The sequence below is a fragment of the Candidatus Leptofilum sp. genome (assembly GCF_965223525.1).
Classification (GTDB): domain Bacteria; phylum Chloroflexota; class Anaerolineae; order Promineifilales; family Promineifilaceae; genus Leptofilum.
The window spans coordinates 255,968-268,601 of sequence record NZ_CBDCWX010000004.1; the positions used below are offsets into that span (position 1 = coordinate 255,968).

The following is a 12,634-nucleotide window of genomic DNA, read 5'->3' on the forward strand; positions in this document are numbered from 1 at the left end:
ACTCACTCTACTTTGCCAAAACTGGTAAGCAGCTCAAAAATAGCGGCCGTACCAAAATCCAAAGCGGCAGCCGGAATGCGCTCGTCGGCGGCGTGAATGGTGGCCGTGAAGTTGAAATCCGACGGTAGCTGCATGGGCAAAAAACCGTAGGTCTGGATGCCCAGCCGAGCAAAGTGGCGGGCATCCGTCACGGCAGGCAGCACCAGCGGGATCGGCACGCCGTCTGGGTCGGCGCGGCGCAAAATGCCGGCCAGAGTATCAAACAGCGCCATATTGGCCGCAGGCGGCCCCGGATTGTAAAACAGCACCTCAATTTCCACCTCGTCCCCCAGCAGTTGGCGCAGCTCCTGGATGAGATGTTGCGGCTTGTAGCCTGGGAGGAGACGGCCGTCTAACTCCAAACTCACCTCGCTCGGAATCACATTATTTTTGTGCCCGCCCTGCACAATGGTTGGGCTAACCGTGTGGCGCAGCAGCGCATTGAACTGCTGCGCCATTTTCCCCATCGCCCGCAGCATCTGTTTGGTCAGGCTGGGGGTCAGCAGCAGGTGCAAAACCAGATTAGTTGGGAAACCAACGTTGGTGGCAATGGCCTCATACATGGCCCGCACCTCTGGCGCAATATGTACAGGCAGGGGATTTTTGTCTAGCTTGGTGAGGATGTGGCCCAGTTTGGCCATCGCCCCGCCCTGAATGGGGTTGTAGCCATGCCCGCCGGGGCCGCGCACGGTGAGCTTAAGTCCGCATTGCTGCTTCTCGGCCACCATGATGGGATAAAAGGTGCGTCCGAAGAGCTGCATGCTAAAGCCGCCAAATTCGCCAATGGCAAACTGCACATTTTCAAACTGCTCAGGATGCTCTTCAACCAGAAATCTGGCACCAAAGATGCCGCCGGCCTCTTCGTCGCTCAAGATGGTGAGGATGAGGTCGCCCGGTGGGGTAATATTTTCCACCCTCATTTTGAGGAAGGCGGACACCATCATGGCAACGCCGCTTTTCATGTCTAGCGCGCCGCGCCCCCAAATCATGCCGTCAATCAGTTCGCTGCCAAATGGATCGTGCTGCCACTGTTGGTCGGTCGTCGTGACCACATCCACATGTCCCTGCATGAGCAAGGGCGGTGCAGTGCCGCTGCCGGGCAGGCGGGCAATGAGGTTGGGGCGGTTTTCATCTTTGGCCAAAACAGTGGTTTTTACGCCAGCGGCTTGCAGCAGCTCATTTAAATATTGCACGCAAGCCACTTCGTTACCGGGCGGATTGGTAGTGTTGAAGCGGATGAGGTGCTGAAGGAGTTGGGACGGCCGTTTGTAAATAGAGGGGTCAGGCATATATGCTCCTTTGTGTGCCCCTCTATTTTGCCATGAAACTACCCCCCGCGCACGGCCACAAGAAAGACCACAAAAAGGCACATCCCCAATAAACTGAGGACGAGACCCGCAACGGCCGTATTCCGTCCACCGCTGCCAAATAACCCCGCAAGGCCTAATCCGGCTCCCAATAGACCTAAGAAGGCACTGCTAAAACCACAAACCAATATTGGCACGCCTGCCAATGCCACCCAGCCCTGGTTTGCCCCCACCACGCCGCAAAAGCCAATACCAAACACCAGTGCCGCTGACGCGATACCTAACGCCAAGCTGGCGTTGCCTAACATATTCGGCTGTTGTCTTGAATTATCGTTCATCATCAATCTCCAATTAGGTAATTTCCTAATGCCGCGATTATTCTTTTACCTATTAGTACAGTGTACGGCCGTAAAAGTTGCGATCCGCTTAAATGAGCTATAATTGGCCCATGGCGTACACACCTCCCGAAAACGTACAAAAAATCTTAAAGAAGTTGCCTACCAAGCCGGGCGTTTATTTACATAAAGATAAATTCGGCACCATTATTTACGTAGGCAAAGCGATCAACCTACGCAACCGCGTGCGTTCCTACTTCCACAAAAACGTGGATTCTGTTAAAACCCAGCGCCTCCGCCGTGAAATCACCGATATCGAAATCATCACCACAGAATCTGAACTAGAAGCACTGCTGCTGGAAAACACCCTCATCAAAAAGCATCGTCCCAAATACAATGTCCGCCTCAAAGATGATAAGCGGTATCCGTACATCAAAGTTCACTGGAAGGATGCGTATCCTAAAGTGACCGTCACCCGACGCATGGAGCGGGACGGCTCTCGCTACTTTGGTCCCTACACTTCCGTTTGGGCAGTCCACCAAACGCTAGACATGCTGCGTAAAATCTTTCCCTACCTCACCTGTGACCGTGTGATTGACGGCAACGATGAACGTGCCTGCCTATACTACGGCATCAAGCTGTGCAATGGGCCGTGCATTGGAGCCGTAAACCAGCAGCAGTACCGCAACATGATTCAATCACTGATGGATTTTCTAAACGGAAAATCGGAGCATATTGTGAAATCCGTTCAGGCCAATATGGAAAAAGCGGCTGAAGAACTCAATTTTGAAAAAGCGGCCGAATACCGGGATCAGCTCAAAGCCATCAACCTCGTCGTGTCCAAGCAAAAAGTGATTTCGGCGGCTAATGCCGATCAGGACGTAATTGCCTTTGCCCGCGAGCAGGGGGATGCCTGCGTACAAATCTTCTTCATTCGCTATGGCAAGCTGATTGGGCGGGAATATTTCATGCTGGAAGGCACCGAAGGCGAAACAGACGAAGACGTGCTGAGCGAATTCATCACCCAGTTTTACGATGATGCGGCACACATTCCCCGCGAGGTACTTTTGCCCAACCAAGTGTCTGAAGCGATGGTGATTGAAGAATGGTTAAGACGCAAACGCAGCACCAAAGTGACCATCCAGGTGCCGAGCCGGGGCAAAAAGAAAGAGCTGGTGCAAATGGTGAAAACCAACGCCCAGGATACGCTGGCAACCATTCGCCAGCAGTGGGCGGCCGATCGCTCCAAACACGTCACGGCGATGGCAGAACTGCACGAGGCGCTCGATTTGCCCGCGCCGCCTGCCCGCATTGAATGTTACGACATTAGCCACACGCAGGGGGCACAGACGGTGGCTTCGATGGTGGTCTTTGTGCAGGGTGCGCCCCGCAAAAGCGATTATCGCCGCTTCAATGTGGTGACGGTGGGCAACGACGATTACGGCGCAATGAAAGAGGTGCTCACGCGTCGCTTTGCGCGGTACAAAGATTCATTGGCAGGTGAACTGCATGATCCCAACCAGATTGGCAAACCGAAAAAAGAGACAGCATGGTCGCTGCTGCCAGATTTGCTCATTGTGGACGGGGGCAAGGGGCAGTTGGCAATGGCAATGGACGTTTTGCGCGAATTTGGTCTGGATGAAGAGGTGCCTGTGGCGGGTTTGGCCAAGCAGGAAGAAGAGCTGTTTGTGCCGGGCAAGGCGGCCTCCATTTTGCTGCCGCGCCGCTCAGAAGGGCTGTATTTGGTGCAGCGGGTGCGGGACGAGGCGCATCGATTTGCCAACACAGGCCACCGCAAGCGGCGTGCCAAAGCAGGTGTAGCTTCTATTTTGGACAGCGTACCGGGGGTTGGCCCCAAGCGGCGCAAATTGCTGCTAACACACTTTGGTTCGTTAGATGGGCTACGCAAAGCGACAATGGAGGAGATTGCATCCGTGCCGGGTATTCCGGTGGAAGTGGCAGAAGCAGTGAAGGCGCATTTGGCATGAAAGAGGAGACTGGAGACCGGAGATTACACTCGAACTCCAATCTCTAATCTCCCCATTTCCTTAATTCTTATTGATGATTGGTAGATAGATTTTTTGTTCGGGCAGGGCTATGTCAATGGTGTGGCTTTGGATGACGGAGAAGCCGGTTTCGTTTACGGCCGTTACCGTCACATCTTTACTTCCCACACTATCCCAACTCAGCGAAACCGTGTTGCTGATACCGTCCGTATTGGTAATTGTGTTCTGTCCACTGATCTCCCAGGTGTAGGTGATGGGCGTGCTGGTGAAGCTGGGGCTGATGTCGGCGGTAAAATTGTAGCTGATGTTGGTTTCGCCGTTGGCAGGGCCTGTGATGGAAACGGCCGTTGGTGCCGCGCTTAACTGTCCACAACTCGTATCTAAACCGACAAATTCCAGCAGCAGCCAACTACTAGCATCCAGGTTGTAACCAATCAGGCGGAAGATGGCGAATTGGGAAGTTTGGTAACGGCCGTTCGCCCCCGTTCCATCTGAACTACCCCAAATCGGCAAGCGCAGCGTGCGCCCTAAATCAATATGCGATTCTATTGGTTCTCGAACAAAGGAGGAGTTGATGCTGCCTGTACTCGCTGCAATCCAATCGCCAATGTGCAAGGCCTGATCTGTGGGATCGCCGGGCTCAATGTAGCCAGGTACATTGGGTAACCCAGAGCCGGGGACACCTGAGCCGGGTACACACCCGTCTGGGCCACCTGTACAAGCATTGTAATTTGTGCTGTCACCGGGCCAGGTGAGGCTGTTGGCCAATGTGCTGGAACTGGCGGGAATGCCCTCATTCCAAACCAGCCAGGCAAAATTGCCATCGCCAAAGCCATTTTGCGCTCGGAAGATGTCGCCGGGGGTGGCATCTAGCAGCGGTACGTCGTCTTGATGATCCAGGAAGCTTCCGTAGCTAGGAGGAGTGGCAGGGTAAGTAAAATCGCCTGCGTTGGGGTATGGATTGCTGCCCGTACCTGGCGCAGTAACGGAGCGTGCTCCTTCATGAATGGTGATGGGAAACGCAGCGCAGCCCAGAGTTGGGTTCAGTGGGTCTGGATTAGGTTCTTGGGGAATAGACATTTCCCAGGTGTGTAAGTTGTTGACCCCCCGGTTAAAGCGCACCATGAGCCGCCCGCCATAAAATGGGGTGCAATCTTCCATCGTGGGGTTGTCGTAATCACAATTATCTAAATTGCCAGGGACGGTAATGTTGTAAGCGGGGTCTACCCATTGTGTGGGGCAGCTACCGGGTAAGCAGCGCACACCCTCAGCTACGCCGTCCGGATCGTCCTGGCCAGAAACGCCAAAGGCCATGGCCCAATCTGTATTGGCTGGATCATAGCCAAGCGGATTGGCGTCATCGGGGGTAAAGGCGATGGTGTCAAAGTAGAAGATTAGGGGGGGCTGTGCGCCGTCGTCGTTGTCAAAAAGTCTTACCTGCAGCGTTTGTCCAGCAAGTTCCGGGCCGACGGTGAGGAGAGGCATCTCAATAGGGTAGTCGGCGATGCTGGTTTGGGGCAAGGTGCCTAAGGCCAAAATCTCAACCCCAGCGGCGTCGTGCGTGCCTGGATTATTCAGAATGTACAGATTACGGACATTCACCTCACTCGGCACATCGGGTTCGCCAGAATCGCCATCGGTGTAGATGGGTGGGCCAGCCCAAATGTCAAAGCCATTTTCTGATGCGCCACTGATCGTGCGTACATCCAGGTATAGATACCGATCACCTGTTAGCGTGTCGGTGGTGATGCCTGGCACGTCGGCGGTGAGGTCTACTTCAAAGCTGTCTGTCGTTTGAGCGATAGCTGGAACTGCGTTGCCTGGCGTATCAACTGGAGAAAATGGATTATCGGCACCGGGCGAGACCCAGCGCAGGTCAGTATTGTGGTCGCCGTTGTCGCGTAAGCCATCATCTGTTTGCCCGATGTAAACCACCAGTGGAATGCGGGTAGGTGTCTCGTCATTAGTTTGAGCAAAATAGTAAAGATCAAAAAGGGTTTGAGCGTTTAAGCTGGCAGTATAGTTGGTTGGTGTACCACAATTGCCGCTTGGTGCTATGGGCGGGCTCCAGTTGGTGTCTACGCGGACAAACCAGTGTGGGTTGATTTGGTCAAAATCGAGATTAGGCGCACCCGTTACCAGTGTGCGCTCGTCGGTGTCCAGGGCACAGGGGCTTGTTCGGTCGCTGCTGCCGCCGTTGGTGCCGCAACTTTTTAAGTCCGTCGCACCAAGTCCGTTGCTCACGGCTATATCTGTGCGTAGAACTAATGGATCGTTGATGTCTGAGTTGATAGAATCTGGATCGAATAGTTCCACACGAACAATGTCGTGGGGGTAGCTGGCAGGGATGCGGATGGCGTAGGTATAGGTGTAGGGCCCCTGGGAAAAGGGGCTCGACAATGGTGAATAGGGGTCGCCTAAATGGATGCAGCTATCTGGGCCGAGGATGGCTTGGTAGTTGGTGGAGAGACGGCCGTATCGAGCATCTCGGTTTGTGTACAATCCTTTCGTCGGCGGGGTAAAGGTGGGAGGTCCGGCAAGGCCATCTTGTGCAGCCTCCAAATTTGAAGATGGCTTTGTCAATAAAATGCCGCCAACTGCGAAAACAAAAAAGAAGAAAATAAAAGCTGCTTTTTTCATCGAAATTCCTCCATGCTTCAATCATTCCGTCGGTCATGAAAGCCGACGAAATAAGTCAATTATCAATGGCAGGTTGTTGTGTAAATCACAAAAAGTATTTTGATGAAAATCGAGCCGCGAAAATGTGATTTACTCAAGTAAAAACCAATTCCGAGGCTGTGCTAATTCAAATTTCTTTTTAGTTTTACATGAATCGGTAGGTAGTTTGCGGCTGGAAAATGAAATCCCGCAAATGATTTGAGTCACTCAAATCATTTGCGGGGTAAATTACGATATTTTGGTGTCAGAGTCAAGCACCTGAGTGTAGTAGGTACATTTAACTCTGCTTTATCTGCTTAATACCTGGACACTGGCCGACTCATAGAAACACCCACGATAATCCCGATGATGAGTGCAATCAGGGCGATAATGATAATGGTCGAGAGTTGTATAGCGATCATAGTTCACCTCCATAGTGGCCGTTCGCATGACAGTTATCGGAATTGTGCGGGACGGCTCTGAGTAAGCGGCCTTCCAACTTAATTCGCCATTAGCTTATCATGGCCTGCCTCAATCGTGGCTGCAAAAACCTGACACTAGCCAAACAAATGCGCCACAAAAATGATAGCCTCATTCATCCTTTGGCGGACTGGTTGCTTGCGGTGGCGGCAGGGTGCGACGTGGTGGCTGGATGGGAGCGGCACGACGGCGCAGCCGGGCAACGCCTAGCCCAATCAATCCTAAAAAGATTAGCCAGGGGCCCCAGATGATGCCCCGGTAAATGGCGAAGTTAGCCACCGCCTGGGCATTTTCCTGGGCGCGCACGGAGGCGAGTTTGGCCGTGTTGGCCGCAGACCAGCTTTGCGGCGTTGGCAAGGGTGTTGGCGTTGGTGTGGGCAGCAGAGCCGTCAGGTTCAGGGTGATGAGGGCGGCGGCAGAACGGCCGTTATAAAAGTTCAGCTCCCCCTGCAGATCATTGATCTCATTCTCGACGCGCAGCAGTTGTTGATGAACTTCCAATGTCTCGGTTGTGTTGCGCGTGTGGTCTAGCAGGGTGCGAAGGCGCGTTTGGTTGATGGTGAGGTTGTCTAGCCTGGATTGCAGATCGACGGCCGTTGCCAGCACATCTACACCGCTCAACTGTTCATCTTCAACCATACCCAGCGTTCGCAGCGCGTTTAGTAACGCTTCAAACTGGTCGGCTGGCACGCCAAAGGTCAGCTCGCCATAGGTGCTGGTATTGCCTGTTTCCCACTGGCGCTGGTTGAGTACATAGCCACCGTAGCTTTCTGCCAGATTGATTGCGGTGGCAACGGCCGTACTCGTATCGGCCACCGTTAACGACAGATGGGCTTCTTTCATCACCAGACGATCATCTACTTGTGCTGCCTGAACCCGCATGTTGCCAGGCCACAGCAACCAGAGGCACAGCAAGCCGAATAAAAAGGGCGAAGTTAACATAAATAATCTTCTTTTCATCAGAATCCTCCTAAAAAAGCGGAACCAATAGTCATTATTGCCACCATCCGAACCGGCGCTGCAGGCGCCAGCCAATCCAGCCTAACGCAGCCAACAGCAGCAGCCAGGGGCCACACACAATACCGTAGTAGATGGAAAAATCGGCCGTTTGTTGGGCAGATTCTTGCAGATTTACCAGAGCCACCTGTGCCGTGTCACCAGGCTGCCAGGAGGCAGGTGTGGGGATGGGCGAGGGGGTTGGCGTGGGTAAGATTGGTTCCAAAGCGAGGTCAATGGTGGAAAAAGCGGCGCGGTCGCTCAGGTAGTTGCGCCTTCCCTGAATAATGGCGATTTCTTCTTCAACCACCTTCAGCTCGTCGTTGATGCGTAACGCTTCTTCCACGGTTTCGGCGTCATCCAGGAAGCTACGTAAACGGTCGCGGGTGACGATAAGATTGTCTAAACGCGATCCTAAATCTACAAATTCATCGGTTACGTCTTGCCCACCGGCGAAATCGTTGGTTACATCACCTAGCTGGCGCAGCTGGGTGAGCGTATTTTCAAATTGGGTCACTGGCACGGCAAGCTGCATGTTGGCAGCGCTGTACCCGGTTTGTACATCAAAGATTTGTTGGCTGATGATGTAACCACCCAGATCGGCGACGAGTTGGGTGGTGGTGGCAACGGCCGTATCCACATCCACGACCATAATTGCCAATTCACCATTTTTGATGATGAGCCGGGTTTGGGACTGTACGGCCGGATCGCTGCCTTCAACTGCAACATCAGCATCTTCAGCGATAGCTTCAGTTATGACGCGAGTGACTTCAACCACCTGGGCAGGTGAACCAAATGGTTCATCTCCACCACCGCAGGCAACCAGGGCTAGCAGCAGGGTAGCCAGCGCCGCCAGCCAGTAAAAACGTTTGGCGTTCATTTTTCTTCTCCTAACTTTGTGATTTTGTTGGAATGATTACCCCAAGGTTATCGTTAAAACGTTTCTCCCCAGACAATGGTTCCCAAATTTGGCAAACTGCAATGAAACCTATTGGTTTTTGAGACTGTTACTTAGTTAACCACTCTCGCCCTCAGTAATCTCTATACTGTCTTTACGATTCAGCGTCTAATTTTCACGCACATCCAACGCTACATTGATCCTGCCTCCTGGTATTGAACAACCATGTTACCGTCGACAAACTGGCTTTGAAGGTAAAGAGGTTAAACATGCAGCAGCGCGAAATAGTGGATCATCCATTGCGTAAATGGCAAGAGACAACCTGGCTATTACTGGCGTTTCTGACTCCCCTATTTGTCAATTTATGGGTTGAACAGCAATTTGAAGCCTCAAAAATTTGGCTGTTGCGGACGTTGATTTGGCTGTTAGTTCTGCTGTGGTTTGCTGGCTGGATGACCAATTCCCGGCCAAAATCTCTTCCCCAACCTATAAAGACCGTCATTGTTATCCTCATACTTATACTTGCGCTTTCGACCGCCCTTAGCACGAATCATTTTATCGCTATCTTTGGCACGCTTGACCGGGCTAATGGCGCTTTGACGCACATAAGCTACGTCTTGCTTTTTATTTGCGTTGCCACACAAATAGATGCTACAAGCAGTCGGCGGTTGATACAGGTTGCTATCTTAACGGCCGTTCCCATTAGCCTTTTTGGTCTGGCGCAAGCGGCTGGGTGGCAGCCACTCCCCGTTTTCACCGATGCCCGCAGTAACATCACAACAACACTTGGTCGGGCCAACTTTACCGGAGCCTACCTGGCTTTGTTGCTGCCGCTGACGCTTACCGCTAGTCGGTCGGCCACAAACAAGTTGCAGCAACTTGGCTATGGATCACTTTTCTTGCTTGAACTTATTGTCATTGCTTTCACTCAGGCACGGGCAGCATGGATTGCCGCCGTTGTGGGGATTGGCCTGCTTTGGTGGTTTCAGGTTGCCCTTCGCTGGCCTGCAAAGGTTCGATGGCTGAGCGCATTGGCAGGCGTCGCCACGCTTGGCATAACATTACTCCTTCTTTTGCAGCGTGGCATTGCCAATGGCGGCTCCATTGTCGCTCGCTGGACGATTTGGCAGGCTTCGCTCCGACTACTCTGGCCTCGTTTATGGCTTGGCTACGGGGCAGATACGCTGGAACTACACTTCCCTTCAGTTTACCCACCGCAGCTTGTTTATTATCAGGGGCGCGGCGTGGTTGTTGATCGGGCGCACAACTGGCTGCTTGACTGGTCGCTCAACTATGGCATCGTGGCCACGCTCTTTTTTATCTTCCTCATTTTTCTTGTTTTGCGGCTGGGTTGGCGACAATTGGCAGAGCCAGAAGATGGAGTTTCTCAACAGCTTGAAGCTTTGCCCCATCGCTGGGTGGCGGCTTGTATGGCAGCCGCCTGCGCCCAGCTTGTTGGCAATTTGTTTTTGTTTGAGGTGGCGGCAACGGCCGTTCTCTTCTGGCTGTTGATGGGCATCATCACAGCAGCAGCTCTACCACCCAACCCGCAAACGATTCCTCTTGCTTCACCTAGCTCTATTAAACAGCTTGCTATTGTGGTGGGCATTTTTGTATTGGTTTGGGCAGTTTGGCAAAGCAATCTGCGCCCGTTGCTGGCCGATAGTTATAGTTGGCGAGGCACACAGGCCTTGTTTCAGGGAAATCCTTCGGCCGCATTGGTAGCTTATGAAACGGCCGTTCACTATCAACCCAACCGTGCCGCTTATCATGTGGCTATGGCCCTGACTGCCGCGCAAGTTGGCAATTTTGCACAAGCTGAAGCGGCGATGGGTGAAGCAATCGCCCTACGCCCGGCCAATCCTGTTTTGTACACCCAACTTGCTGCCATTTATGCCCATGAAGCAACAGTCACGCCAGAGAAAATCGAACTGGCTTATGGAGCTTATGAGCAGGCGATTGCCCTTGCGCCAACAATTGCCCTTACCCATCAGCAATATGCCGATCTGGCACTGCGAATTGGTGATGAAGCGACTGCACTGCGGCAAGCCCAGCAGGCGGTTGATCTGGATGCAACGGATGGCATGGCCTATGGTATTTTGGGCTGGGTACAGTTACAAAGTGGCGAACTTGCCGCGGCACAAAGTGCCTTTGAGCAAGCTGTGAAGTGGCAGCCGTATTTGGCCGATTTTCACCTGGGACTGGCCACCGTTTACGCCCAACAAGGTGAATTTGCAGCGGCGTGTCAGGCGTTGCAGCACAGCCTAGTACTTGATCCAGCCTATGCGCCTGCTTTGGCCTTGCAACTGCAAATGCAGGAAAAATAGGTTAGCCCGCGTTCATCGTTAATGGGTAACCTCTGTATTGTGATGTTAGCTTTTCGTAATGGACTGTAGAGCATTTCTACAAGGAGATAACATGAAAACCCAACGCTTATTCCCTCAAATTTTCGTCGTCGCTATTGGATTATTGTTGCTGGGTGGGCTAGGCGCCTATTGGCCCACGTTGGTTGGTGCAAAGCCACTTGAAGATCCGCTTGCACCAGCGGCAACAGTTGGTGATGGCATCACATACCAAGGCTACCTCACCGATGAAAATGGCGTGCCGCTGAATGGCCCAGTGACCATGCGCTTTATCATTTTCAATGATGCCGTTGCTGGTTCTACCTTGTGGGACAGCGGCGATATCAATGTGACTGTCAATGATGGTTTGTTTGACACTTATCTCCCTATCGACACAGATATTTTCAATGGTGAAGAGCTGTGGGTTTCTCAAATTGTTGATGGTGAAACGTTAACGCCGCGTCAGGAGATAGCGCCGGTGCCGATGGCACATACCTTACGACCCGGTGCCATAATTAAAGGCACCGCCAATGCCCTGCCCAATAATTACCTACTTGATGTACAGATGAATAACGACGTCTTTGCCTTTAACCGTGGGGCGATCACAGGGCAATCAACAACAGGTAATGCGATCTATGGGTTGGCTAATACCGGTCGTGCCATTTATGGCCAAACTCAAGATGGCTATGCCATCTATGGCTTTGATGGTGGCAGCAATGCCAACCAGGGCTATGCTGGCTATTTTTACAGTACAAATGGCGTTGGTGTCTATGGCTATAGCAATGGCAATCGAGCGCATCCCAATATTTATGCTCCGGGTGTTTATGGGCAGAGTAATCAGGGCGTGGGGGTGTACGGCCGTGGCGACACCTCCAACAGCCATAGTTGGTACAACCAGGGTGGCTATTTTGTCGGGGGCAAAGGTCTTTATGCCCTGGGAACAGACTCAGCAGGTGAAACGGGCTATGGTGCACAAATTTATAGCAGCAACTATCGTGGCATGTATGTTTACAGCCTTAGCGGCCATTACGATGCCTATTTTGCTGGTACTGGTGGCATCTTTGTCAATGGCACTGTCGTTGATAGTGTGGCAAACAGTACCTCGCTGGCCGTTAATTTGGGCGAGACCACGATTGCAGCAGGGGATTTAGTAGCCATGGTTGGTGTAGCACCGTCTCCCAGTGGAGATATGACGATGTTAGCCGTTGCCAAAGTTGATGCAACAAATCAGAGCGCAGTTATTGGTGTAGCGGTAGAAGCATATACGGCCGAGACTATTACCCATGACGACGGCTCGCAAACAGTCGGCTTTTCCTCAACAAGCGGGGCAATCACTCCCAACAGCTACCTTACCATTATCACAGAGGGGTTGGCACCCGCAGTGAATGTATCTAGTTTAGCTCTTGTGACAAATGGCGCTATTGGCGACAAAGTCTCACTTGCCCCAACAACAAACGGGGAGATGGCACTATCTCTTAGCGAGAGTGGTGGGATTGTGGTGGGCAAGATGGCTGGCCAAATCGACGAAGAAAGTGGCACCGTCCCTATGTTTATTGACATTGATTAGGAGGCC

At 52.5% G+C, this 12,634-nt stretch carries 8 protein-coding genes; 3 read left to right on the forward strand and 5 right to left on the reverse strand.

Features of this window, described 5'->3' with window-relative positions:
* Positions 1-2: 2 nt before the first annotated feature.
* Positions 3-1,328: a M20/M25/M40 family metallo-hydrolase gene (locus ACOQPM_RS01280; protein ID WP_420627413.1), complete on the reverse strand. Its 1,326-nt coding sequence runs from the start codon at positions 1,326-1,328 to the stop codon at positions 3-5.
* 38 nt (positions 1,329-1,366) lie between these two features.
* The gene (locus ACOQPM_RS01285; protein WP_420627414.1) at positions 1,367-1,687 is read right to left on the reverse strand and encodes a hypothetical protein; all 321 of its coding nucleotides are present in this window, start codon (positions 1,685-1,687) and stop codon (positions 1,367-1,369) included.
* A gap of 89 nt (positions 1,688-1,776) precedes the next feature.
* Between ACOQPM_RS01285 and uvrC the strand changes: the two genes are divergently transcribed.
* Complete coding sequence (gene uvrC / locus ACOQPM_RS01290; protein WP_420627415.1) at positions 1,777-3,669, forward strand: excinuclease ABC subunit UvrC; 1,893 nt, start codon at positions 1,777-1,779, stop codon at positions 3,667-3,669.
* A 60-nt stretch (positions 3,670-3,729) separates the two neighbouring features.
* On the opposite strand, the gene ACOQPM_RS01295 is transcribed toward uvrC, so the two are convergent.
* The 3 genes from ACOQPM_RS01295 to ACOQPM_RS01305 form a co-directional block, all read right to left on the reverse strand.
* Positions 3,730-6,327 carry a PKD domain-containing protein gene (locus ACOQPM_RS01295; RefSeq protein ID WP_420627416.1) on the reverse strand — a complete coding sequence of 866 codons (2,598 nt, stop codon included), beginning with the start codon at positions 6,325-6,327 and terminating at the stop codon, positions 3,730-3,732.
* A gap of 609 nt (positions 6,328-6,936) precedes the next feature.
* The gene (locus ACOQPM_RS01300) at positions 6,937-7,785 is read right to left on the reverse strand and encodes a DUF4349 domain-containing protein (RefSeq protein WP_420627417.1); all 849 of its coding nucleotides are present in this window, start codon (positions 7,783-7,785) and stop codon (positions 6,937-6,939) included.
* Between the two features lie 34 nt (positions 7,786-7,819).
* The gene (locus ACOQPM_RS01305) at positions 7,820-8,701 is read right to left on the reverse strand and encodes a DUF4349 domain-containing protein (RefSeq protein WP_420627418.1); all 882 of its coding nucleotides are present in this window, start codon (positions 8,699-8,701) and stop codon (positions 7,820-7,822) included.
* Positions 8,702-8,988: 287 nt separating this feature from the next.
* On the opposite strand from ACOQPM_RS01305, the gene ACOQPM_RS01310 reads away from it, so the two are divergent.
* Together ACOQPM_RS01310 and ACOQPM_RS01315 are read left to right on the forward strand one after the other, a co-directional pair.
* Entirely contained in the window at positions 8,989-11,046 is a 2,058-nt protein-coding gene (locus ACOQPM_RS01310) for an O-antigen ligase family protein (protein ID WP_420627419.1), read from the forward strand.
* Positions 11,047-11,137: 91 nt separating this feature from the next.
* Positions 11,138-12,628: a hypothetical protein gene (locus tag ACOQPM_RS01315; protein ID WP_420627420.1), complete on the forward strand. Its 1,491-nt coding sequence runs from the start codon at positions 11,138-11,140 to the stop codon at positions 12,626-12,628.
* Positions 12,629-12,634 lie beyond the last annotated feature (6 nt).

Coding starts and splice junctions, on each gene's coding strand:
- ACOQPM_RS01315 (WP_420627420.1), top strand. CDS start 11,138: ATGAAAACCCAACGCTTATTCCCTCAAATTTTCGTCGTCGCTATTGGA.
- uvrC (WP_420627415.1), top strand. CDS start 1,777: ATGAGCTATAATTGGCCCATGGCGTACACACCTCCCGAAAACGTACAA.
- ACOQPM_RS01305 (WP_420627418.1), bottom strand. CDS start 8,701: ATGAACGCCAAACGTTTTTACTGGCTGGCGGCGCTGGCTACCCTGCTG.
- ACOQPM_RS01300 (WP_420627417.1), bottom strand. CDS start 7,785: ATGAAAAGAAGATTATTTATGTTAACTTCGCCCTTTTTATTCGGCTTG.
- ACOQPM_RS01310 (WP_420627419.1), top strand. CDS start 8,989: ATGCAGCAGCGCGAAATAGTGGATCATCCATTGCGTAAATGGCAAGAG.
- ACOQPM_RS01280 (WP_420627413.1), bottom strand. CDS start 1,328: ATGCCTGACCCCTCTATTTACAAACGGCCGTCCCAACTCCTTCAGCAC.
- ACOQPM_RS01285 (WP_420627414.1), bottom strand. CDS start 1,687: ATGATGAACGATAATTCAAGACAACAGCCGAATATGTTAGGCAACGCC.
- ACOQPM_RS01295 (WP_420627416.1), bottom strand. CDS start 6,327: ATGAAAAAAGCAGCTTTTATTTTCTTCTTTTTTGTTTTCGCAGTTGGC.